Here is a 23,685-nt window from a genome sequence, read left to right on the forward strand (position 1 = left end):
ACTCCCGGCTCGGACCATACGGGGATGGCCGCCCGGCTGTAGACTTCACACCGCCTTCACCTGATCCCGCGGGACGCCGCGCATTTCGAAGATCCGGAAAATGGTGTCTTCGATCAGGTTGTTCGGGCAACTCGCGCCGGCGGTGATGCCGATGACCACGGGCTGCTCGCCGAGGAGGGCACCGGGGTAGCCGCTCGTGACCTCGGCCTTTTCATGCAGGTCGAAGTGGACGATCTGCTCCAGAGACTGGAGGCACTGGGCATTCCGGATGAAGAAGGTCGGCAGGGATTGCTCGCCGATTTCCACGAGGTGCGTCGTGTTCGAGCTGTTGTAGCCACCGACGACGAAGAGCATGTCCATCTTCCGGCGCAGCATCTCGAAAAGCGCGTCCTGCCGCTCCTGGGTCGCTCCGCAAATGGTGTCGAAGAAGATGAAATTCTCCGCCGATCCGTCGCGCGCCTCCACGGCAGCGCGGACCCGGCGTTGGATTTCTTCCGTCTCGCTTTTCAGCATCGTGGTCTGGTTGGCCACGCCGACTTTCTGCAGGTGCAGATCGGGGTCGAAATCCTCCGAGACCGCATGCGCGAAACGCTTGAGGAAAGCATCCTTGTCGCCACCTTCGCGGATGTATTGGCAGACCGCGTCGGTCTCATCGAGCGTCAGGACGATGAGATAGTGACCCTTTCCATCCTCGCCCATGGCGCGGGAGGCAGTGGCCTGGGTTTCCTCGTGACCGGCCTTGCCGTGGATGATGGAGGTGATGCCGTCCTTCGCGTAGCCGCGGACCCGGCGCCAGACCTTCATCACGTCGCCGCAGGTGGTATCCACCACGTAGCAGCCGCGCTCCTCGATCTTGCCCATGAAATTCGTCGGCGCGCCGAAGGCCGGGACGATCACCACGTCCTCCGTGGTGAGCTGGTCGTAGTCATCGGTGAGCTGCTTCCAAGGCAGGGAGACGATGCCCATGTCCACGAGCTGGCGGTTCACCTCGGGATTGTGGATGATCTCGCCGATCAGGAAGATGCGGTTCTCCGGGAAGACCCGGCGCGCGGCGTAGGCGAGGTCGATCGCCCGCTCCACGCCGTAGCAAAAGCCGAATTGCTGGGCCAGCCGCACGGTGGTATTGCCCAGCGTGATCTCGCCGCCGCTCGTGCGGATGCGCTCCACGATGGACGAGCGGTAGTGGCGCTCCACCTCGGCATTGACCTGGGTCATCACGTCCGGGCGGCGGACGTTCACTCGGGGGCGCTTCTGTGCGGCTTCGCTCATGCGAGGGCGATATAGCGCCGGGACGGCTGGGAACAAATCATTTCCCGGCAGGAATGGGACACCGGCGGGAGATCTGGAATGGATGAGATCGCGGGGTTGGCAGCGGGAGAAAATGTTGTAAAAGACCGGAAATCAGGCTTTTTCCGGCCCGATGGCGGGGGATTCAGCGTTCTTTTTCCCCAGCACGGGCAAGGCCAGCAGGGAAAACAGGACGACGGCCAAGGCCTGCATGCCGATGAGATAGTAGGGCCAGTCGCCCATGTGGTCGAGCAGGCTGGGATTGACCGGCTTGCGGGCGGTGAAGCCGAAATTCGTGCCGAGCCAGGCATTCACGGCCATGGAGAGGATCAGATAGACATTCGCCCAAAGCAACGCCGTCAGCGGCCCGCGCCACCACGGACGCCCGGAGCGCCAGCCGCGGACGATGGGCAGGTAGAGCGCCGCGCCGACGATGGCGAAATGGTGCACGAAGAAGGCGACGAAAGCCGGGTGGGGGAAGCCCACGGTGATCGCCGGGGTCAGCAGTGCCTGGATGGTGGCAGCCAGCCCCCAGAAATAGGTCAGCACGCACAGCAGGCGCTTCCCGGTCAGCAGGGCGAAGCCGGCGACAAAGGCCGCCAGATCGCACAGGTGCAGCGGCAGCGTGCTATCGAGATCCGGAGTCCGCACATCGCTCATCCACGCTGCCTGCGTGTATCCGAATGCCGCCAAGCAAAGGAACGCGAGAATGGAGCGGGGGATGCGTTCGTTTTTCCCGGCCTTCTTTCCCCAGATGACCAGCATGGCGATGCCGGTGAAGCCGATGACCATCGCCCAGCCGTGCATGGCGGTGAAGGGATGAAAGACTGGCGGCATGGGGCAGAAGGAAACGCCTTCGCAAGGCCCCGGCAAGCGGGAAGGGGATCAAGTCGGGTCATGATGCGAAAGAATCCCTCGCCTCCGTCCGTTCGGGGCGCGTAATTTGCATCCGTCATGAAACGCCGCTCTCTCTTTGCCATGGTCCCCGCCGCGTCCGCCCTGCTTGCGCTCCGCTCGCACGGCAAGCCGATCGCTCCTGAAGCGCTGACGGAGGCCGGATTCACGATCTCCGTGCAGTGCTGGTCGCTGAAGGAATTCACCCTGTGGGAGGCCATCGAGAAGTCTGCCGCTGCCGGTGCGGGCGCGGTGGAAGTTTTCCCCGGCCAGAAGATCGGCGGCGACCTCGGCGATGCGAAACTGGGTCCCGATCTCTCCGATGACCAGATCGCCAAGCTGCTGGAGCATGCGAAGAAGAATGGCATCACCCCGGTGAACTTCGGCGTCACCGGCATCTCCAAGGATGAGGCCGAGGCGCGGAAGACCTTCGAATTTGCCAAGAAGATGGGCCTCTACGGCGTGACCACCGAGTCGCTGGACGCCCTCGACACGCTGGAGAAGCTGGCGAAGGAATACGACATCAAGGTCTGCTTCCACAACCATCCGAAGCCGACCCACCTGTGGGACCCGAACAAGATCTGGGACGCGATCAAGGACCGCCACGAGAACATCGGCTACTGCGCCGACGTGGGTCACTGGGCGACCTCGGGCCTCGATCCGCTGGAGGTGATCAAGAAGGTGGCACCGCGTGTCCATTCCTTCCACATGAAGGATCGCGAGGCCGTGGGCAAGTGGACGCACGACCGCCCCTTCGGCACCGGCGTCATCGACAATGCCGCGATCCTCGATGAGGTGCGCAAGCACGGCTTCGCCGGAAACGTGACCATCGAGTACGAACACAACTGGAAGACGAACGTGCCGGAGATCGCGCAATGCGTGGGTTATCTCCGCGCCTACTCAAAGCTGCGGAAGGCCTGATGCCTCTTTGAAAACGGGCGGGGAATTGGAATGGCAATTCCTTTTCCCGCCCGGATTTCCGTGTTAGACGATCCACTGCCATGAATGATCCTTACTCGCCGCCGTCCGCGTCAGCCGCTTCGCAGCCGTCCGCACTTTCCAGTGAGGATCGCACCTGGGCACTGGCCGCGCACTTGTCCGCACTCACTGCCTACTTCACCGGGGTCGGCATGGTCGTGGGGCCACTGGTGGTATGGCTCATCAACAAGGACTCCAGGCCCTATGCCGCGGCGGAGGCAAAGGAAGCGCTCAATTTCAATATCTCCTGGCTGCTGTGGGGCATCCTCTGGGGTATCGCTTCCTTCATCCTCACGTTCGTTTTCATCGGCATCTTGATGTTCTTTGCGCTCGGCCTTTTCTACATCATCTGGACCGTCCTCTGCATCATCGCCGCGGTGAAGGCGAACGAGGGCAAGCCGTATCGCTATCCGCTGACGGTGCGCTTCATTTCGTGAAGGCCTGCCACGTGGTCACAGGTCCGGCGGGCGCGGGGAAGTCTTCCCATGCCCGCCGTCTTGCTGCGGAGCTGGGTGCCTGCCTGATCGACAGTGACACCGCCACCGAGCGGCTCGTCCGTGCCGGTCTCACGCTTGCGGGGCTGAATTCGGATGACCGGGATTCGCCCAGCTACAAGCGCGCCTATCGCGATGCGGTGTATGAGGCTATGTTTGATCTCGCGGTGGCGAACTTGCCGCAGGTGCCGGTGGTGCTCGCCGGGCCATTCACCCGAGAAGGCGGTGAGGCAGATTGGCCGGATCGCTTGGAAAGGAGGCTCGGCGTAAAGCCCGTGCTGCATTTCGTCTGGTGCGAGATCGAGGTGCGTCGGCAGCGGATGATTGCCCGCGGGGAAGAACGCGACCTGCCGAAGCTCCGTGACTGGCAAACCTACGCCGCCTCCTGCCGCGAGGAGAGTCCAGTGTGGGAGCATGTTTTCGTGGAGACGTAACGAGGCTGCGATTAACGCATCAGTCTCCGCAGGGGGAAGATGTCCACGTCCACACGCTCCGACCACAGGGCCGACTCGGGCTTTCCGTGAGGCTCGGGCAGGCCGTCCCATTTCATCGGCAGCGTGGACCAGCGGTCGCATTTCGCCTGTGCCCAGCGGTAGGGCGGGTGATGCACCTTTCCACTGAAGAGCTGCCCATTCCTCCCGCTGGAGAATAGCACGTATCGCTCTAACAGAAAGAACTCAAGCGACCCCGGCTCCGCCTCCTGTGCTTCGCCATCCGGCCCATACTCATAGATGGCCTCCTCGGTCTCGCCGCTTCGCAAGCAGTGGTAGCGCGTTGCCTTCAGATCGCCGCCGCAACGCATCCGCGCGTGTTGGTAGGGCAGAAGGAAAAGCCTCCGCGCCAGCTCCACGGCCACCGGCTGGTTGCAATCGAGCGAGAGGAACCACACGCCCGGCTGGCCCGAGTCATCGTGGCAATAGATCCGCACGTTCAGCTCCAGAAACCAGGAGAGCCCCGGCACCGCGGGCAGCATCACCGGGCGCACCCGCTCCATGAGAAAGGGGACCACCCCGAGCCATGCCTCGCCCTCGTGCAGGTCGAGGTGCAATCCCGGCGGAAGGAGCGGTCGCAAGAGTTCGGGATCGACCCGCCAGTGGAGAAACAGCAGCCGTGACCAGCGCTGTTTCATCACCGGCCGACCCGTGGGACGCTCGCGTGCGGCGAGGCGTTGCGCGAGCTCCACGGGATTCATTCGGCCACCTTAGAGTGCCGCGATGACCTTTTCCATTCTCTTTCCGTAGTCCACGTAGCTGTCGTAGCATTGCTGCCAATCCACTTGGGATTGGTCCTTCACGTGGAAGACAGTGGCGACGTGAGGCTCGATCGCGATCCAGCCATCGTAGCCACGCGACTTCGCATCGGCGAGGATCTCCGGGATCTTCGCATCGCCCTCGCCGGGCATGGTGTAGACGGGCTCCACGCCATCGACGGCAGGGCTGATGCAGTCCTTGATGTGGATGTGGACGACGTGGTCGCGCACCTTCGTCCAGAATTCCCAAGGGTCCTGCCATGGTGACGGCTCGCCCTTCGAGCGGTCCCGCTGGAAGAGTGGATTGCCCGTGTCGAAGACGAGCTTCAGGCCCGGGATTTCCTCGATCAGACGCAGCGTGTGCTCCGCGGAGAAGCCACCCCAGTTCATGCAGTTCTCATGGATCGCGGTGAGACCGGCATCATCGAAGCGCTTCACGATCTCCCGCAACCGGTTGAATCGTTCCTGCTCCTGCTGGTCCTCTCCCCATGGCTCCTGCGCGTAGGACATCACGCGGATCATCTGTGTGCCGAGACGCTTCATCCGCGGGATGGCGCGCTCGATCTCCGCGAGCGTGACGGCGAAGTCCGTGGTGATCTTCTTGCCCCAGTTCCCGATCAGCGAGCCGAATTCCGGGATGTGGATGCTCGCTTCATCGAGTCGGTCGGCCACGCGGTCGAAGTCGTCCTGCGGCAGCTCATGAATGTTCGAGCCATTCACCCCGCGGGCGGAAATGGCGGACCATCCGAGTTCCTTGGTGGCCTTGATCTGGGTTTCGAGATCGCGCGCTGCCTCGTCGGCAAATCCGGTGAGTTTGAAAGAGGTGGACATGTGTTAGAAAGTGAGACGCTCGTAGAGCTCGGCGAGCGGGAGCTGGGCTTCGATTTCCGGGAGTTCGATCACCGCATCGAGGCCGACGTGCTCGCCGGTCTCGAAATCGCCGGTCTCGCGGCGGCGATACACGATCACGCGCGCTTCGTCGGGCTCGACGAAGATGAGATGCCTGACCGAAGCAATGGTGAGGTAGGCGTCGCGCTTCTCCGTGAGATCGATCCGTCGCGTGGAGTCGCTGAGAACTTCCACGATCACCGATGGCTGATCTTGGTAGAGAGAATGGTCGGGCTTGCCTTCGCACACGACCATCGCATCCGGGTAGTAGAAGCGGGTCTGGTCCGCAAGTTCCACCCGTAGCTTCATGTCGCTGTTGAAAGGCTGGCATGGCTTACCCCTGAGACGGGCGACCAAGGCTCCCAGAATGTTCGAAGAAATGGCATTGTGTCGGGCTGTGCCGCCCGCCATCGCATGCACCACACCGCCCAGATACTCATGCTTGGCATCGCCGTCCTCCTCGGCGGCGAGGTAGTCGGCGACGCTGACAAGCAAGGGTTTTCTGAGCGCGGTCATGACGACATGCTAGCGGGCGAAGCGGCGCGCGGCAACTTCGGGCTTAAAGCTCCACGCGCTTGCCGCCGTTCTGCGCGCTCTCGTAGATCGCGCGGATCACGGCCACGGGCTTGCGGGCCTCCGCGGCGGAGACGGTGGTTTCGCGGCCTTCCTGGATCGCGCTGACCACTTCCTCGAAGTTGCGCTGGTGCTGGTAGAAATTGATCGCCTTCGGGTCATTCGCCCCGAGACCGGCGGATTGGCCTTTCATCAGCGTGGAGCGGATTTCGTTGTCCTCCGGCTTCTCATTCATGAAGTCCCAGATTTCGAAGGCCTCGTCGGCGAGGAAGACGGAGCCCTCCGTGCCGCAGAGTTGTACGCGGGCCGGGTGACCGTCCTTCGACCATGTGCAGGTGGATCCCTCGATCACGCCGCGGGCACCGCTTTCGAACTCGATGATGGCCACGGCGATGTCTTCCACCTCGATGCGCTCGTGCGCGAGGCATGCCATGCTCGCCTGCACCGCCTTCACCGGACCGGCGAGGTAGATGAGGGCGTCGATGGTGTGGATGGATTGGTTCATCAGTGCACCACCGCCGTCCAGAGCCCAGGTGCCGCGCCAGCCTGCCGAATCGTAGTAGGCCTGGTCGCGATACCACTTCACGTAGGCGGAGGCCGAGGTCAGCTTGCCGAAGCGGCCTTCGTCGGCAGCCTTCTTGAAGGCCTCCATGCCGGGGTGGAAGCGACGGTTCAGCACGGCTGCGAGCGTCTTGCCATTCGCCTTAGCGGCGGCCATGAGCTGGTCGATGCGCTCGACGGTCACCTCCAGCGGCTTCTCGCAGATCACGTGCTTGCCGGCATTCAGCGCGGCCAGCGAGGGATCGAGATGAGCACCGGACGGCGTGCCCACCGTGACGATCTCAAGCTCGGGGTCCGCCAGGAAAGCGGCCATGTCCGAGTAGGCCTTCGCCCCGTATTCGGAAGCCAGTTTCTCCGCCGCCTCGGCGCGCAGGTCGAAGACCGAGTGAAGCTCGCCACCGGTCATCGCGGTGATCGCCTTGGCGTGGAAATGGCCGATCATGCCGGCACCGATGATTCCGAATTTCATGGGATTGGATTGAAAGATTCGAAGGGTTTGCTGCGGGTTAGAGCTGTATGACAAGATGCCACGGAAGCTTGCTGCGATCAGAAAAGCGCCCGATGACAAACTTGTCGAGAAAAGGCTTCCCCCGCGTCGCTTTCAGGCTTGCCGGATCGTCCCCGGCACTCTGGAGTCCACAAAACTCAAGAACGGTTCCGTATGGCAAACTTGTCTGACAACCCTGCTCCGTCCGCCAACGGTTGGTGGTCCCAATTGAACAAATACCAGCGTCTCGTCTTCGTCGTGGCGACGCTCGCGTGGTTGTTCGACTGCCTCGATCAGCAACTCTTTAACCTGGCGCGAAGCCCCGCGATGAAGTCGCTGATGGGGGCGAATCAGGAGATCAAGCTCTTCGGTGATGTCTCCATTGCCGCGGGTGCGCTTTCCACTTCGATCTTCGTTTTGGGATGGGCCACGGGCGGCATGATCTTCGGCTCTCTCGGCGACCGCTTCGGCCGTGCGAAGATGCTTTCGGTCACGGTACTGCTTTACTCGATTGCCACGGGGCTCTCCGCGCTTTCGCAGAGTTTCACGGATTTCGCGGTCTATCGTTTTATCACTGGCCTCGGTGTGGGTGGTGTCTTCGGCCTCGCGGTGGCACTGGTGGCAGACACGGTTCCCGGTCACATCCGGCCGCGTGCTCTCGGGGTATTGCAATCGTTCTCGGCTGTCGGCAACTGCGCTGCAGGTTTCATTGGCCTGGCGATCGCCATGACGGCCATCGGGGAGAATACGAACTATTGGAAATGGTTGTTCGTGATCGGTGCGTTGCCCGCATTCCTCGTCGCCACCATCCAGCTTCGCATGAAGGAGCCGGAATCATGGCGCATTTCCCGCGACAAGGCATTGGCAGAAGGCAAGCGCGCAGGCTCTTACCGCGATCTCTTCGGTGACAAGCGCTGGCTGAAGCACGCGGTGCTCGGCATGATCCTCTCCTGCGCGGGCGTCATCGGCCTGTGGGGCATCGGGGTCTTCTCGTCCGACCTGGTCGGCGACATCATCACCCACAATTTCACGGAGGCGAATGCGTCCGCTGAGGAGATCAACAAGGGCAAGCAGCTCTGGATGTCCCTGAACCTGCTCGCCTTCAATGTCGGAGCCTTCATCGGCATGCTGGTCTTCACCCGGGTAGCCGTGAACATGGGCCGCAAGAAGGCATTCGGGATCTTCTTCGCCGGATCGCTGCTGATCACGGTCTTTGTGTTCCAGATGATCGGCAAGATCAATGGACGCTGGGACATCCTGTGGATGGCTCCGCTGATGGGCTTTTTCCACCTCTCGGTCTTCGCGGGCTTCTCGATTTATCTGCCCGAGCTCTTCCCGACGCGCCTGCGGGCCACCGGTGTTTCCTTCTGCTACAATGTCGGTCGCTACCTCGCTGCGCTCGGTCCGTTTACGCTGGGAGCTCTGGCCGCGACATTCGGCAAGAAGGCCCAGGAGGCCGCCGTTGCCGCTGCTCCACCGGAAGCCACCGAGGCTTTCCTGGCATCGCTGCGGACCGCGGCGAAGATCGATGCCTTCCGCGACGCGGCTTCATGGATGTGTCTGATCTTCCTGCTCGGAATCATCGTCCTGCCGTTCCTTCCTGAGACGAAGGACCAGCCGCTGCCGGAGGATTGACGATGTATTGAGAGATCCGCCTCGTCTGGGAACGGACGAGGCGTCGGTCCTGCGGATAGTTGGGAAGCGGGCTTGTTTGGTTACTTCGCCTTCCGTCCAAGCCGGCTGAAGCCAGCGCTCCCGGCTTCGCAGATACTTGTGCTCGCTGGGAGCGCGTGCCACCGGCTCGCTTGGACGGTCACGTGTGTTAGACCCTTTACTCGCCAGCACCATCCCGCTCATCCCGGGCGCGGGTTTCGAAGCGCATCAGCTCCGCGATGAAGGTCAGCGGGACGTGGCCGGTTTCACCGTTACGGTTCTTGGCGAGCAGCAGTTCGGCGCGACCTGCTTCGGCTTCCTTCTCTTCCTCGGTCTCGGCGTAGTAGGCGGTCCGGTAGAGCAGGCCGATCATGTCGGCGTCCTGCTCGATGGTGCCGGACTCACGAAGGTCGGACATGCGGGGCACACCGAGCGACTTGCCGGTTCGTCCTTCCGGACCACGGTTGAGCTGGGCGAGCACCAAGATGGGCAGGCTGAGCTCCTTGGCGAGGGCCTTGATGCCGGCGGAAATTTCACCGATTTCACGCTCGCGGGAGTTCTGCGCCTGCTTCGACCCGGACTTGAGGAGCTGGAGGTAGTCGATCGCGATGAAGCCGATATTATCCTCGCGCTTCCGCCGCCGTGCCTTTGCCCGCAGCGTGTCGATCAGGATGCCCGCGGTATCGTCCACGAAGAGCTTCGACGAAGCGATCTCCTCGGCGGCGCGCTTGATCCGCAGCAGGTCTTCCTTCTTCGGCTTGAAGCCCCGGCCGAGCTGCGCCATCGGGAATCGCGCGCGGGCGAAGAGAAGACGCTGGACGATCTGGAAAGCCGTCATTTCGCAGGAGAAGACCATGCTGGGCACCTTCAGATCCACGCAGATGTGCTCCGCGACGTTCATCATGAAGGAGGTCTTGCCCATCGACGGACGCGCCGCGACGACGAACATTTCACCGGGCTTCAGGCCCTTGCACATGCGGTCGAGATCGGTATAGCCGGTCGCCGTTCCCTGCACCTCTAGTTCGCCATGAAGCAGCGACTCGAAGTGGCTCAGCACTTCGCCGACAGACTGCTTGATGTGGAATCCACGCGACGTCTCCGTTCCCTGGCGGATGCCGAGCACGCTGGTCTCCACGCGGTCGAGCAGGGAGACGGTCTCCTCCGGATTGTCGTAGGCCTCCGTCGATGCCTCGGTGCAGGTGCGGATGATGGAACGCAGCACGTGCTTGTCCTTCACCAGCGTGAGGTGATGCGCGAAGTGCGCGGCATTCGGTGCGTAGGTGAAGATGTCCGTGATCGCTGCCGGGCCGCCGACGCTGTCCAGATTGCCGCGGTCGTGGAGAAGCTGGACCAGCGAGACGAGTTCGATGGTCTTGCTTGCGGCATTCAGCTCGCGCAGCGTTTCGAAAAGCAGGCCATGTCCCGGCAGGTAGAAGTGGTCCCGCGTCAGGCCTTCCTCAAGCGCCTGTCCGATCCACTGCTCCGGGTCCTTCAGCATCGAGGACAGGATGCTCTTCTCCGGTCCCAGCGCGTGAGGCATCTGCCGCAAAACGTCCGGCCCGAGCGCGGCCGCATCGGCATTGTGAAGGGAAGGGGACTCGGGGCGAGCGGGCTTGGTATCGACGGCCATTTCGGAAAGGAGGCCGGTATGGCGTCCGACCGCCTCGATACCAAGCGTCGAAATTTTCCGCAACGCCCCAGTAGAACAACCGTAGGAATCGCGGGTCTGCTCAGTTCCGACGCCGCGATTTTGAGACCTTTGCTGGATAGGAGGCCTTGAGGTAGGTTAAGAATGACTTACTGAAAAATTTCCCAATCTCGACACGGCGAGCGAGAGAAATTTCTCGTGCAAGAGAAATCAGAGGCTCGGGGAGAGCCGCGACTCTACAAGTCACAACGCTCTCAGGAAAAGGGAAGTAGTCCTTGGTGAGATTGGGCTGGTGACGCTGGAGAATGATCGAGAGCAGATTGTCGAGTGTGTAGCAGTCTCCCGGCTCACGGGGATATCGAGAGCCATCACAGAACTCATCTAAAAATCCGCTAATTGCAGGGCACTTGATTGCTGAGATGTGTGAATGGAGAACCGGAGCCATGGATCAAAGCATGGCATGAAGATAGTGAGTTAGTCAATTTTAGGAGCTGTTTGCAACGTGTGAGCAACTTCCCGTGAATCGATATAACCGACTCACCAAACTACACGAACAGCGGTGAACAACGTGTGAATAACTTTTCACCACGTTCACTTCCCGTCACGTAGGGAGATGTAGAGCGCCTTCAATTCCTCGGCCTTCGCGCGAAGTGCCTGAGCTGCGGGCTGGGCTTCATCGGCCTTCTTCTTTGCTTCGGCCAACGATGCGGTTGCAGCAGCATGCTTGGCCTCCAGCTCACGAACCTTGGCCTGCACTCCTTCCAAGGCCTTGGTCGAGTCTTCCAGGATCTTCGCATCCGCAGGCGACTTTGCCTTCTGCCGGGCGTTGTGGTGTGCTTCGGCATCGCTGGCTTCTTTCCGCGCGACATCAAGCGCTGCCGACAGATCGTTCAGCGCTTTGGCCTCCACTTCGAAATCTGCCGCCAAGCCTTCGGCCTCGGCTCCTTGCCGGTCTGCCTCCATGCGTGCCTGCAAGGCCTGCGTGTTCAAGGCGGCGGCTCTCCAGTGACGCTCGCGGCCTTGCAACCACGGCAGGTGCTGCCGCGTTTGCTCCAGCTTGGCAGCGGCTTCTTGCGAAGTCTTTTCGACGGGCGCGATTGCGTCGCGGGCTGGTGCGATGGCCGCCTCACGCTCCTTGATCTTACTCTCGGCGTCCGTGATCGCCTGCGCAGCACCAGTGATGACGGAGGGCAAGGTCTCGGTCTCCTTCACCATTGCCGCGAACTCTCCATCTTGCTTCGCCACTTCGTCCGTGGTCGCTTTCAGGCGCATCTCGATCTCGGTGAGCGCGCCTTCCTCCCGAGCACGTTCGGAGCGAACTTGCTCCAGATTGACTGCGGCAGCCTCGGCCTTCGACTGCTGCGTGGTCACTGCTGTTTCCAAGCTGGCGACGTCGGCGCTGCGGTTTTCCGTGCGGGCTTTTGCTAGCTCATCCTCCAGTCGCTTCAGCTCTGCTGATGCCGACTGGCTCTCCTGACCCGCAGTCGCGATGCTCTGGTCCACTGCAGCGATGGCGGCCTTCCTTGCTTCCGCTTCCTTCGACACGGCATCCAGTTGGGCGCGCGCGTTGCCGGCTTGTTCCCGCTTCGGCGGAAGTTGCTGATTGGTCGAGGCGAGCTTCTGCTCGGCCTCTTGCTTGCCTTTCACCGCGGCAGCATGTGCATCGCGGGATTGCTGAAGAGCGCCCTCGGCCTCGGTGAGACGCTTTCGGGCCTCGGCGAGCTTTCGCTGTGCATCATTCGCGGCAGCTTCCGCGGCGGCGACCATTTCGGGCTGCTTGCGGATCTCGTCACCGATGGATACCAGACGCTGCTCCACCGACGGCGGATTCGCATCGAAGCTTCCAACCGGATTGCCGCTGGCCACGTCCCACGCGGTGAGTTGTCCGCGATAGTCCGCGGCGAAGGCGCGCTTGCCCTCGCTGTCGAAGGCCACCGATACCGGCAGGTCCGGCTGATCCTTGAACTCGCGCAAGAGGTTGAAGTCCGGCTTCCACAGCTTCACCACGCGGTCGCGACCTGAAGTGATAAAGGAGCCATCGCGCGTCCATGCGAACGCGAGCACGCCGCCCGGATGAGCATCAAGCTTTTTCACCTCGGTGCCTCCGTTCATCTCCCAGAAGCGCACGGAGCCGTCCTCGGACGCGGTCGCAAGCAAGTTTGAGTCCGCGCGGAATGCCGCCGCCGTGATGCCTGCCTGATGGGCGCGCAGCGTGTGGAATTCATTTCCGCTGTCAGCCTCCCACACCCACACGCCGCCATTGCGGTCGCCGGTCGCCAGCAGGATGCCATCGGGCGAGAAATCGAGCGCGGTGACCCAGTCGGTGTGTTTCTTGATCGAGTGGAGTTGGCTGCCGTCCTCCGCTTTCCAGATCTTGATCAGGCGGGAAGGGGAGCCCGTGGCGACGAGCGACAGATCCGGCTTCAGGTCGCTCGCGAGCACGCTGTCGAATTCCTTAGCGGCGACCAGCATACGCTCTCCGGTGACCACGTCGAAGGTAACGGTCACGCCGGATTTCCCCGGCACGCCTCCACCGACGATGAGATAGCGGGCATTCGGCGTGAAAGCGAGCGACACCGGATCGCCCTCGGGGAAGGGCAGCACGCCGGCGAGTTCCAGCGAGTTCGTGTCAAAGAGCAGCACCTGCTTCTGTCCCGTCACCGCGAGCAGCGGCGCCCATGGCGAGCTGGAGATGGCATTCACCGAGGATGCACGGGGCGCGACCACGGGAGGATCTAATAGGACGTCCACCGGCATCGGCGGCGGGCCTTCCGGCTTCTGGTCGGCGGATGACTGGAGCGCGGTGTCGAATTTCGGCTTCGTCGGCTTGCGCGCGGAGGAGCTTTTGTTCTCCAGCAGACCACCTTCGATCCATGCCTTCAGCAGGCCGATCTGGTCGCCGCCAAGCTTCTCGCCTTCGGGCGGCATCTTCGGCTCGGCGGTGTGCATCACCACGGCGATGAGCTTCGCGCCGGTGTCTCCGGGCTCGGCGATCTTGCCGCCCGAGCCGCCCTTCATCGCGCCGGAGAAGGTCGAGAGATCGAGCCCGCCCTTCGCCTTGTCCGGGTTGTGGCAGTTCAGGCAGCTCTGCTGGAAGATGGGCAGGACGTGGTCGTCGAAAGTCACCTTGTCCGCGGCGGACGCGATGCCGCTGGCGGGAAGCAGTAGGGCGAGGATGGGGATGCGATTTGCCAAAACGATCCCACGTTTACGGCAAACGGGTTTGTCGATCTTGCGGGAAAATCATCATCGCCCGGAAAAGAAGAGGCCCGGCATGTCGATGCCGGGCCTCAACCAGAAGCCGTTTCTTCGTTCGTGGCGGTGCTCAGGATCCGTGGGGGAAGCGGAAACCAAGCAGGGTGCAAAGCGCGCCGACCGCGATGGGGATCAGCGGCGCATGCTCGTCCCTCAGGACTTGGCCGAAGTGATAGAAGGCATTCTGCTCCGGGGAATTGAAAAGGCGGGCGGGCACGGTAATGAACGCCAAGCCGGGAAATGCGGCTGCTGCTACGTCAAACACCTGTGAATCGGCCGGGGAGACCTCGGCGTCTTCGGGGTGGTGTTTGGCCGGGTAGGACAGCATGTGCGACGCGGATTACACGCGATCGCGTAAGATGACAAATTCTAAAAATAAAATCTGAACATTTTAGAAACTTGGCAGTCATCTCCGAGTTCGCCTATCAGCCGGAAACAAGTGTGGACCTAGTGATTGAAGATGAACTCCTTCGAGTTCAGCAGCGCCCAGAAGACATCATTCAGGATCTGCTGCTTCTCGCCGTTGTTCTTTCCTTCGTTCACGGCGGCCATGAGCTTCTCCATCTCGGCCGGGGTGGGTTCGCGGTTCACCGTTCTGAGGTAAAGGTGACGGATCACGTCTTCCGGGGACTTCTTCTCGGCCAGCAGCGATTGCACGATCTTGCCCTGGTTGATGCGATTGTGGGTGGCATCGCCATTCAGCAGGTGCAGCGCTTGGGAGAGGTTCGGCTCCATCTTCACCTCGCAGGAGCACACCGTGGCGCGGGTGGCGCGGCCAAAGGTGGTGAGGAAGTAGTTCGTCGTATTGCCATCGGCGATCTGCACCGCATTCGACCCGACCGGCAGGCCCTTGAATTTGTTAGGCGTCTGCGTCGCCTGCGAGATGCAGTCCAGCAGGACCTCCGCACGGATGCGGCGGACCATCGCGCGGGAGAAGTTGCGCGTGTCGGTCTCGTTTGTTTCGTTGGTGGCGCTGGAGAGTTGATAAGTGCGGGAGTTGCAGATGTCTCGCACCAGCTTCCGCAGGTCGTAGTCATACTCGACGAACTTGTCGGAGAGCGCCGCGAGAAGCTCGGGGTTTGCCGGCGGATTCGAGATCCGCACGTCGTCCACGGGATCGGTGATACCCACGCCGAAGAAGTGAGCCCAAGTCACGTTCGCGACGTTGCGGGAGAACCACGGGTTCTCGGTCGAGGTCAGCCACTCCGCCATCGCCTCGCGTCGCGATTGCTTGCCGAAGTTGTCGGGCGTCTTCGTCCCGAGGAAGCGCGGCTTCACCGGCTGCTTCGTCACCAGGTGAGGCACCTCGCCGCCGCCATCGAAGACGATACGCTCGCGCGGGTCCTCGGCGGGCTTGCGTTTCACCTGCGCGAAGAAGGAGGCGAAACCATAGTAATCATCCATTGTCCAGCGGTCGAAGGGATGATTGTGGCACTGCGCGCACTGGATGCGCGTGCCCATGAAGACCTGCGCGACATTCTCCGTGAGCTTCAGGACATCCTGCTCGATCTGGAAGAAATTCGTCGCCGGGCTGGAGAAGGTGCCGCCCTCCGAGGAGAGAAGCTCGCGCACGATGTCGTTGAACGGCTGGTTGCCCGAGATTCGGTCGCGCAGCCAGTTGTAGTAGCCCAGTGCGGCCTTGTAGGAGACCTGTTGCGGGCCGTTGTTGAAGGTGCGGATCTGCAGCAGCTCCGCCCACTTCATCACCCACATTTCGGAGAATTCCTTCCGGCCGATCAACTCGTCCACGAGCGCTTCCCGCTTCTTCGGATTCGTGTCCGCCAGGAATCTCTCGCGCTCGGATGGCTCGGGCAGCTTGCCGACCACGTCGATGAAGACGCGGCGCAGGAAGGTCTCGTCGTCGCAAAGCGGGGCGGGGATGATGCGCAGCTTGTGCAGCTTCTCGTGGACGTGCTTGTCGATGTAGTTGAACTCCGCCAGCTCTGGTCGCGTGTAGTCGAGATTCTTCGGGATCACGATCGCCTGCGCGACTTCGGTGAAGATCATGAAGCGGCCTAACAGGAATGCCTCGCCCCGGTTCTTCGACGTGGAGAGCCCGGTGCGGCCATTGATCGAGACCGAGTTGTCATTCGACGTGGAGAAGGACGATAGGGTGGTCACGTCGCGGTCGGTGCCATCGGAGAAAGTCGCCTTCACCGTGAATGGCGTCTCCAGTTCACCGCCTTTCAGGACGAGCTGCGGCGGCTCGATGGTGATGCCGGTAGGCTGGGGGATCTCGCCTTGATCGTAGTTCGCCCCGTCCCGTATCCACGCGACGAGCGTGTCGTAGGGTGCGCTGCCTTTGTCGAAGAGCTTCCCGCCGGTGTGGGGGACGTCGCCCACGGCCTTCGTGACCAGAAGTGATTCCTCTGGCAGCGCCTGATTGATGCGGCGGCCGGGACTCTCGCGAGTCAGGCGGAAGTGATCTCCCTGCGGATCGAAGCCATAGAGGGTGAGGTGAAAGCCATCCTTCCCGCGCGCGGAGCCGTGGCAGGAGCCGGTATTACAGCCCGCGGATGTCAGCACGGGCATCACGTCGAGCTGGAAGGAGACCGGTCTTGGCTTCGCCGCGTCCTTCACGGTGACGGTCACCTCGGACTTCAGCCCGCGATACTCGAGGTGCATCGTGGTGGTGCCGTCCTTCAGCGGCTTGAGCGTGGTGCCGTCCAGCTTCGCGATCGAAGGGTCGGCGACGCTCGCCTTGATCTGGCGCGTGATGTCCTGGGTTGCCGCGTCCTTGAAGCGCGCGATGACGAGCACCTTGTGAAAATCCGCGGCGGTCTCCAGCGAGACATTCTTCGGGAAGGGCTCGATGGAGGCGATCTCGGGGTCCGCCGGCGCGTTCCAATCCGGCAGTGCAGTCTTCGGCCTCGGAGCCAGCACCACGCCCTCCGGCCATGGTGCGCCTTCTTTCATCCAGGTCTCCAAGGCACCAATCTCCTCCGGGGTGAGCGGGCCGCCCTTCGGAGGCATGATCTCGTCGTCATCCTCATCCAGCTTCACGCGGACGAGCAGTTCGGACTTCTCCAGATGCTCCAGCACCATCGCAGGGCCGGTGCCGCCGCCTTTGAGGAATTCCTCACGGGTGGTCAGCAGCAGGTCGCCCTTCGTCTTGTCCGGATAGTGGCAGGAGACGCATTTCTTCTCCAGGATCAGCCGGACTTTTTCAAATGACTCCGAAGCTCCCGCTAGCGTGGGGACGGCAAATGCAAGAAGCACCGCAGGCGTCGGAAATCCGGATGGCATCTCCCGATTACGACGCCTCCGCGAAGTTTCTCACAGAAGAAATGCTTTTCCGCGAGGTGTCGGGCCGTGTGCCCGGCGGTTCACTTCATGTCCGCCGGCTTCACGCCCTTCCGGTAGCCCTTGAAGCCGAAGTTCGTGGGCTTGTAATCGCCCACGGGTTCCACATCGAGCTTCTCCGGGACGGGCAATCCGCAGGCCCAGTAGGTGGAATTGACCACGAAACGGGTCAGGCCGGGCTCCAGGAAATCGGTCGCCGCGCCCATGGTGGAGCAGATCACCTTCTGGCTCTTGCCATTGTCGAGCTTGCGGTCGCGCACCCAGGCCACGGGCATCATCGGCTTGTTCTTGTCGCCATCCACGGCGGCGTCCTCGGGCTTCATTCCCGCCAGCACCGCACCGCGCAGCAGCACCGTGGCATCCTCGGGCAAGCCCCGGATGCCATAGACATCGGTGGGTCCCCAGACGTCGGTCACTCCGGTAAGAAGAGGGTGGCTCTTGTTTGCCTCCTCGATGATTCCGCGGGTGCTCTGGCTGCCGTGGTCGCCGTGGTGATTCACCCAGGTCTCGCCAAGGATCTTCTTCCCGAAGCCGCCATCGGAATCAAACGACCACGAGGCATACTTGCTCTCCTTGTTGCGGCTATAGTTGAAGGCGTGGGTGGACGTGCGCAGGCCCAGCAGCGGCTTGCCCGCCTCCACGTGATCCACGATGTGCTTCATTTTGTCGTCCGGCAGCTCGCGGAAGCGCAGGCCGAGGACGAGGAAATCGGCGGAGTCGATCGACTCAATGCCGGGGATATTCGTCTGCTCATCCGGATTGATATCGCCGGTCTTCGTGTCGATGGAGAAGAGGACGGTGCACTTGAAGCCATGCTTCTCTGCCAGCAGCTTGCCGAGCATCGGGAAGGCTTCCTCGGAGCGATACTCCTCATCGCCGCTCACGAAGACCACGTGCTTGCCCTTGCCGGGGCCGGACTTGCCCTCGAAGACAATCCAAGAATCGTCAGCCATGGCGGAGGAGGCGAGGACGAGTGGCACGAGCAGGGAAACGGTGGGCTTCATGGTTGGATTACCAGCCAACCAAGCGGCTTCTTGCGGGAGCGCAAGAATCATCCCGTGAATGTGCCTTTTTTCGGGATAAAAGTGCCTGTCCGCGACGGATTGGAATATCCATCCATCTCGTGGCTCATGGCCATCTAACCCTGGCCCAGACCGGGAAGTGGTCGGACGGCTCTTCTTCCCTCGCTTGCTCCACTCGGATGCCCGAGGCCTCCACCTTCGCGCCGCGGCTGACGAAGATGTGATCCACCTTTGCCAAGCCGTCTCGGTGGCCTTGCCAGAAGTGCAGCGTGCGCCGGTTTTTCACGCCCGCGTGCAGTGTCTGGTAGGTGTCGATCAACGATGTGTCCCACGCCGGCTTCCTGGAGCCAGCGAGGGTCACGGATTTGCCGGTGAAGTACTGCACCGCCGGATTTCCCTCGGTCGCATTGAAGTCGCCCAGCAGCACCACGGGTTCATCCGGATGGGGGCGTGAGTCGATCCGCTGGGCGATCAGTGGTGCCGCCCGTTCGCGCGAGGGCTGGTTCCGGTGGTCCCAGTGGGTATTGAAGACGCAGAAGCCGCGCCCGGTGCTGCGGTCCACGAGACGGACCCACGCGACGGTGCGCGGGTAGGTGTTTCCCCAATTCATCGATCCCGGCGTTTCCGGCTGATCCGAGAGCCAGAAAGTCCCGCCGTGGGTCTTCTCAAAGCGATCCCGGCGGAAAAAGATCGCGGCATACTCGCCACCCCGCTTGCCATCCTCGCGGCCCACGCCGTGGAAATCATAGTCCGGCAGCGAGGCCCGCAGATCAGCGGCCTGGCCATGGAGGCACTCCTGCACGCCGAAGACGTCGGGATTCATGGTCCGCAGGGACCGCACGAGGCGGCCCACCCGCTTCGACCACGCACGCCAGTCCTGCTCGCTCGGGTTTTCGTAGCGGATGTTGAAGGTGGCCAGCGTCAGCGACAGCGCTCCGTCTTCCGAGACCGCGACGGCCTTCGGCGCTTCGCGTTCGCAGGTGGAGATGGTGGCAAACAGGCCGCAGCAGAGGAGCCACTTCATTCGTCAGGCAGGTCGTCGGGCCCCTCGATGGAGCCGCTTCGTGCCGTGCGCAAGGCCTTCCGGACCTCACGCATGGCATCGTCGTCCCTAGAGCGGCAGCAATGCGGGCTTTTGCCTCGCTGTCAGCGGATCTCCACGGTCGCCCCCGGACGGATCAGCGTCGGGATGCGGATGGCGTCCCAGTTTGCCAGGCGGATGCATCCGGCGCTGCGGGCACGGCCGATGGTTTCCGGATCGGAGGTGCCGTGCAGGCCGATTCCCGGCTTGCTGAGGCCGTTCCAGATGATGCCTACCGGGCTGTTCGGGCCGGGCGGGATGTTAAGCGCGTTGTTTGAGCGCTTGCCGGTATCGAGCAGCGATTGGTCATAGCGCCAGACTGGCAGCTCCACGCTGTTGTTCATCTTCCACACGCCTTTGTGGATGAACTGTGGCTTGCCCGGAGTGATAGGGAAGGATGCCACCAGCGCGCGGTTCGCGACCGGGGCCGACTTCGGCTTCACCAGCACGGGCTGGTTGGAGACGGGCTCATCTTCCTCGATCAGCAGGGCAGGGGGAGCTCCCTCGAAAATGCGGACCTGATTCTTGACGGTATCCACCACGGCGTGGCGCTCGGACATCGTCGGATCGGCCTCGTAGCGCTTGCCATTGACGTTCTCGATCAGGAAGGGCTTCACGTTCGGCACGATGAGGGTGCCGCCGGTCTTCACGCCCCATGTGTTCTTCGAGCCATTCAGCTCGAGGATGAAATCGACGTCCGTGTGGTAGCGCTCCGCCATGAACTCAGCGATGCTGCGGTAGCTCATGCGCTTCGCCTTTGCCTGCGCGGCTCGGTTGTGGGAAAGCCCGCTGTTCACCCACTTCGTGGCGACATCCGGCACGATCGCCATGCCAAAGGCATTCGGCACCGCCTTGCGCGCCGCTGCCATCACGGGGCCCATGTCGTGGGCCTCGTGGCCATGCACTTCGTTCCAGGAAGCAACCGCCTGAATGGTGAAGCGGCCCGGCTTCCCGTCGATGATGCCGGGGCCGAAATTCGATTGATCGAGGAAAACCTGGAGGCGGATCGCATCCTCTCCCGTCGGCAGATTCGCCACCTCGGGGGCATCGGTTTTGATATTCTTCTTCTGCTCCGGCATCTTCACCACGCCGGGCGCGATAGGGGTGCACTGCTGCACCACCGCTGCCGGGGCAGGGGCGGGAGGAGTGGCAGCCTTTTCCTCAGGAGTGATTTCCGATGGATCGACAGGCAGAGCCCGCAGGGGATCGGCATCAGCGGTGAAAACGGTGGCAAGAACGGCGGCGGCGACGGATTTCCGGAACATCTTCGAATAGTTTGAAGGTCGGGACGCAGGGAGTATTTCAGAAATCCGCGCCATGTCACGCGATGAAGCCTAACGGTTCGCGACGCTTTTGCGAAATCGGGTCAAATTCCGCATTGCCAAAACAAAAAGGTCCGCCTAGCTTGCGCGCCCCGACGCCGAAGAGCCCCTTGGTGTAATGGTAACACTACGGATTTTGATTCCGTCTTTCCAGGTTCGAGTCCTGGGGGGGCTGCTCTTCGAGATAAGTCTATTTTCAGCGAGCTAAGGTATCCTCCTTTGGAAACCGCCCTGAAAAGCCTCCCGCTTGGTCAAAGCGACATTCCTCGTTTTGCTCACCTTGAGCGCTCGCGAACTTCACCAGTTTCAGGCTTTCGGCGGGATCTGCCTCAAGGTCCGGTTTGGGTGACAACAATGGGCCAATCACTCATTTTCCTGTTGCCAATTCGGCCTGCTTTCCTAGCTTCGCCGCGCAGGAAAAGAGCCCCTTGGTGTAATGGTAACACTACGGATTCTGATTCCGTCTTTCCAGGTTCGAGTCCTGGGGGGGCTGCTCTTTTTCCTCCAATGTATCGCTAACTGATGCATGCGGTATGCGGCTGGCACTCTGCTGGCCCACGGCTTCCCGCAGCATCTCAAGCTGCGGCACTGGACGAGCAAGACCGGGATCTGCGTGATTAGGCGCCGCTGTAAAGCCTCACACCATCGAGTGCATCCAGAACATCACGGAGTCCTCCACGTTCGCGATCATGCGGACTTGGCTGTCCTGTGAGATGACGAAGCCGATAACGCCGGGCTCCACGGAGCAGAGGCGATAGACCGCGCGGTGCCGGGTGCCGTCGGATTGGACATTCCAGTCGGTGAGCACGGTGCCGTCGAGGTCGTGCGCCTGGAAGACGCGGAAGACGTTGTGCGAGACCTGGATCTCGCCGCCGAAGCCGAGGACGCGCACGCCCTGGTCGAGCACCATCGCGCCATCCACCAGCATGAGGTCGGAGAAGAAGCGGGCCAGTTCGAAGAAAGCTTCCTCAAGCCGGTCGAGCTCCGCGTCCTTGCTGGTGCGGAAGACCTGCCACGCATCCTCGATTGTCGAGCCTTCCGGGCAAAGCTGCCCCACCCGCCGGATGATCTTTTTCATCAGGTGCGGGAAGCGGCGGCCGGCCTCATCCGACTCCGAGGTGTATTTGCAGTCGATCCAGCGGAAGGGATCACCGTCCACGCCGGTCGAGGGCAGGAAGACGACGGTGCCGCCATGGCCGCTGGTGCGGACGAGATTGATCACCCGCTTCACGAATTGCAGCGAGACGAGGTGACAGAGCTCCGAGTAGTCCTCCTGGCTCAGGGTCTGCGGCAGGCACTTGTCGCCGAGTTCCTGAACGAGGTGCAGCCGCAGGTGGGCGAAGCGCTCGCGCAGCAGGCGCGACTGGAAGACATCCAGCCGCGGGCCATAGAACTCCCGCCCGCGCCATTCCCCGATGAGCTGGTAGTCGTGGTAAAACAGCAGCCATCCCGGGTCGCGGACGTGGATGATGGGGTGGAGGATCGAGTGGCTGGCGGGCTTGCGGCCGCCGGCGACGAGATTCATCCAGCGCGGGCCGGTATTCAGGATGCCCCAGATGCGCAGGCCACGGTCGCGGTCCGGCCACACCGCCACGGCGGAGTGGAAGAAGCTGGCGGCGGGGCTGAGACGCTTGATCTCATTCGACGAAAACGCGTGCGGCGTGGTGAAGCGGATCGCATGCACGCCATCCGGCGGTCCATCCGAGAGGGGAAAGGCATCCGGCGGCGCGAGGATGACGCGGGCACGGACCGGCCGGCCTTCCTCCTTCAGCAGGCTCGACGAGAAAAGGATGTCGCAGGCGCGGCGGATCTCCTCCTGAGACGGGCAGTCCGGGCGGTCATTCAGCAGCCGGTAGAGCTGGGCGACCATCCCGGCGAGGTCGATCGGTGAAGGAGCGGTGGCGACCATCTCGGACATGACATGAGTAAAGGGGATGTGTGCGCTGCCGTCCAGAGTCAGGCTTGAAACATTGTGTGTCACCGTGTCGTTTTCGCGGGGATGAAAGCCCTCCTTCTCACGGCGCTCGCCGTCTCCCTCATCGGCTCCGCTCACGCCCGCCCGAAGGTGGTCGCCTACGTGCCGAACTGGATCAATCTGGAGGAATTCGCGAAGACCATCGACTACTCCAAGGTCACGCACCTCAAGATTGCCTTCGAGAACCCTACCGACGACAGCGGAGAGCTGTCCTTCAACCGTCGGAACAAGGCGCTGCTGGAAATGGCGAAGGCGGCGAAGGTCAAGGTGCTGGTCTCCATCGGCGGTGGATCCGCCTCTAGCGATGCGGTGCTGAAGGACCGCTACTTCAAGCTGCTGGCGGATGACCGGCGCGCGGACTTCGTGAAGAAGATCGCTGCTTATCTGGAGAAGCACGGCTTCGACGGGCTGGACGTGGACATCGAGGGCCCGTCGATCAACGAGGACTATGGGGACTTCATCGCTGACCTCGCCGCCGCTTTGAAGCCGAAGGGCAAGCTCCTCACCGCTGCGCTGTCGAAGGGCTACGGTGGCGACCGCGTGCCGGATGCGGCGCTGGGCCACTTCGATTTCCTGAACATCATGGCCTACGACGCGAAGGGCTCATGGAATCCCGATGCTCCGGGCCAGCATTCATCGCTGGAGTTCGCGAAGGAGGCCGCGAATTACTGGCTGAAGCGGGGTCTGCCGAAGGACAAGGCGATCCTCGGCGTGCCCTTCTACGGCTATGGTTTCGGAAAGGATTTCCGGAATGGCGGCTTCGGCTACGACGATATCCTCGCCCGCCACCCGGAGGCCCACGAGCAGGACGAGGTGGGCGAAACGATCTGGCACAATGGCCAGCCGACGATCCGTGCGAAGGCGAAGCACGTGCTGGCCGAGGGCCTCGGCGGCGTGATGATCTGGTCGCTGGACAACGACGTGAAGGGGGATAAGTCACTGCTGGACGCCCTCCACTCGGAGCTGGTGCCCGCGCCGAAGAAGTGACCGCCGGTAAACGAAGAAGGGGGACGTC

The 23,685-nt window shown here is 62.3% G+C and carries 19 protein-coding genes and 2 tRNA genes; 7 read left to right on the forward strand and 14 right to left on the reverse strand.

Annotated features, from left to right (window positions below):
* Window positions 1-45: 45 nt before the first annotated feature.
* The gene (locus tag OKA04_RS00755) at window positions 46-1,269 is read right to left on the reverse strand and encodes a 4-hydroxy-3-methylbut-2-enyl diphosphate reductase (RefSeq protein ID WP_264499201.1); all 1,224 of its coding nucleotides are present in this window, start codon (window positions 1,267-1,269) and stop codon (window positions 46-48) included.
* Between the two features lie 132 nt (window positions 1,270-1,401).
* On the reverse strand, window positions 1,402-2,124 hold the full coding sequence (locus OKA04_RS00760; protein ID WP_264499202.1) for a YwaF family protein: 723 nt from the start codon (window positions 2,122-2,124) through the stop codon (window positions 1,402-1,404).
* A 117-nt stretch (window positions 2,125-2,241) separates the two neighbouring features.
* On the opposite strand from OKA04_RS00760, the gene OKA04_RS00765 reads away from it, so the two are divergent.
* From OKA04_RS00765 to OKA04_RS00775, 3 genes are all read left to right on the forward strand, one after another.
* Window positions 2,242-3,102: a sugar phosphate isomerase/epimerase family protein gene (locus OKA04_RS00765; protein ID WP_264499203.1), complete on the forward strand. Its 861-nt coding sequence runs from the start codon at window positions 2,242-2,244 to the stop codon at window positions 3,100-3,102.
* A gap of 80 nt (window positions 3,103-3,182) precedes the next feature.
* On the forward strand, window positions 3,183-3,596 hold the full coding sequence (locus tag OKA04_RS00770; RefSeq protein ID WP_264499204.1) for a DUF4870 domain-containing protein: 414 nt from the start codon (window positions 3,183-3,185) through the stop codon (window positions 3,594-3,596).
* On the forward strand, window positions 3,593-4,087 hold the full coding sequence (locus OKA04_RS00775) for a P-loop nucleotide/nucleoside kinase family protein (RefSeq protein ID WP_264499205.1): 495 nt from the start codon (window positions 3,593-3,595) through the stop codon (window positions 4,085-4,087). Before OKA04_RS00770 ends, OKA04_RS00775 begins: the two co-directional genes overlap by 4 nt.
* A gap of 11 nt (window positions 4,088-4,098) precedes the next feature.
* Here OKA04_RS00775 and OKA04_RS00780 read toward each other — a convergent pair whose 3' ends face one another.
* The 4 genes from OKA04_RS00780 to OKA04_RS00795 are packed head-to-tail and all read right to left on the reverse strand — an operon-like array spanning window position 4,099 to window position 7,393.
* Window positions 4,099-4,845, reverse strand: coding sequence for a YqjF family protein (locus tag OKA04_RS00780; RefSeq protein ID WP_264499206.1), 747 nt, complete (start codon window positions 4,843-4,845; stop codon window positions 4,099-4,101).
* Window positions 4,846-4,854: 9 nt separating this feature from the next.
* The gene (locus OKA04_RS00785; RefSeq protein ID WP_264499207.1) at window positions 4,855-5,733 is read right to left on the reverse strand and encodes a sugar phosphate isomerase/epimerase family protein; all 879 of its coding nucleotides are present in this window, start codon (window positions 5,731-5,733) and stop codon (window positions 4,855-4,857) included.
* Window positions 5,734-5,736: 3 nt separating this feature from the next.
* Complete coding sequence (locus OKA04_RS00790; protein WP_264499208.1) at window positions 5,737-6,306, reverse strand: Uma2 family endonuclease; 570 nt, start codon at window positions 6,304-6,306, stop codon at window positions 5,737-5,739.
* A 43-nt stretch (window positions 6,307-6,349) separates the two neighbouring features.
* Window positions 6,350-7,393: a Gfo/Idh/MocA family protein gene (locus OKA04_RS00795; protein WP_264499209.1), complete on the reverse strand. Its 1,044-nt coding sequence runs from the start codon at window positions 7,391-7,393 to the stop codon at window positions 6,350-6,352.
* A 192-nt stretch (window positions 7,394-7,585) separates the two neighbouring features.
* Between OKA04_RS00795 and OKA04_RS00800 the strand changes: the two genes are divergently transcribed.
* A complete protein-coding gene (locus OKA04_RS00800) occupies window positions 7,586-9,046 on the forward strand; it encodes an MFS transporter (RefSeq protein WP_264499210.1) in 1,461 nt (486 codons plus the stop codon).
* Window positions 9,047-9,242: 196 nt separating this feature from the next.
* Here OKA04_RS00800 and dnaB read toward each other — a convergent pair whose 3' ends face one another.
* The 7 genes from dnaB to OKA04_RS00835 all read right to left on the reverse strand — a co-directional run bounded on the left by dnaB (window position 9,243) and on the right by OKA04_RS00835 (window position 20,638).
* Window positions 9,243-10,694: a replicative DNA helicase gene (gene dnaB, locus OKA04_RS00805; protein ID WP_264499211.1), complete on the reverse strand. Its 1,452-nt coding sequence runs from the start codon at window positions 10,692-10,694 to the stop codon at window positions 9,243-9,245.
* 609 nt (window positions 10,695-11,303) lie between these two features.
* Window positions 11,304-13,907: a c-type cytochrome domain-containing protein gene (locus OKA04_RS00810; RefSeq protein WP_264499212.1), complete on the reverse strand. Its 2,604-nt coding sequence runs from the start codon at window positions 13,905-13,907 to the stop codon at window positions 11,304-11,306.
* A gap of 130 nt (window positions 13,908-14,037) precedes the next feature.
* Entirely contained in the window at window positions 14,038-14,184 is a 147-nt protein-coding gene (locus tag OKA04_RS00815) for a hypothetical protein (protein WP_264499213.1), read from the reverse strand.
* 230 nt (window positions 14,185-14,414) lie between these two features.
* The gene (locus OKA04_RS00820) at window positions 14,415-17,213 is read right to left on the reverse strand and encodes a PSD1 and planctomycete cytochrome C domain-containing protein (RefSeq protein WP_264499214.1); all 2,799 of its coding nucleotides are present in this window, start codon (window positions 17,211-17,213) and stop codon (window positions 14,415-14,417) included.
* Between the two features lie 80 nt (window positions 17,214-17,293).
* Window positions 17,294-18,274 carry a ThuA domain-containing protein gene (locus OKA04_RS00825; RefSeq protein ID WP_264499215.1) on the reverse strand — a complete coding sequence of 327 codons (981 nt, stop codon included), beginning with the start codon at window positions 18,272-18,274 and terminating at the stop codon, window positions 17,294-17,296.
* 124 nt (window positions 18,275-18,398) lie between these two features.
* Entirely contained in the window at window positions 18,399-19,316 is a 918-nt protein-coding gene (locus OKA04_RS00830; protein ID WP_264499216.1) for an endonuclease/exonuclease/phosphatase family protein, read from the reverse strand.
* 122 nt (window positions 19,317-19,438) lie between these two features.
* Complete coding sequence (locus tag OKA04_RS00835; RefSeq protein ID WP_264499217.1) at window positions 19,439-20,638, reverse strand: L,D-transpeptidase; 1,200 nt, start codon at window positions 20,636-20,638, stop codon at window positions 19,439-19,441.
* 161 nt (window positions 20,639-20,799) lie between these two features.
* On the opposite strand from OKA04_RS00835, the gene OKA04_RS00840 reads away from it, so the two are divergent.
* Both OKA04_RS00840 and OKA04_RS00845 read left to right on the forward strand, forming a co-directional pair.
* Window positions 20,800-20,870, forward strand: a tRNA-Gln gene (locus tag OKA04_RS00840).
* Window positions 20,871-21,117: 247 nt separating this feature from the next.
* Window positions 21,118-21,188: transfer RNA gene (locus tag OKA04_RS00845), tRNA-Gln, on the forward strand.
* A 144-nt stretch (window positions 21,189-21,332) separates the two neighbouring features.
* Here the strand turns inward: OKA04_RS00845 and OKA04_RS00850 are convergent.
* Complete coding sequence (locus OKA04_RS00850; RefSeq protein ID WP_264499218.1) at window positions 21,333-22,613, reverse strand: putative sensor domain DACNV-containing protein; 1,281 nt, start codon at window positions 22,611-22,613, stop codon at window positions 21,333-21,335.
* Between the two features lie 81 nt (window positions 22,614-22,694).
* Between OKA04_RS00850 and OKA04_RS00855 the strand changes: the two genes are divergently transcribed.
* Complete coding sequence (locus OKA04_RS00855; protein WP_264499219.1) at window positions 22,695-23,657, forward strand: glycosyl hydrolase family 18 protein; 963 nt, start codon at window positions 22,695-22,697, stop codon at window positions 23,655-23,657.
* Window positions 23,658-23,685 lie beyond the last annotated feature (28 nt).

The sequence above is a fragment of the Luteolibacter flavescens genome, assembly GCF_025950085.1.
In the GTDB taxonomy this organism is placed as follows: Bacteria; Verrucomicrobiota; Verrucomicrobiia; order Verrucomicrobiales; family Akkermansiaceae; genus Haloferula; species Haloferula flavescens.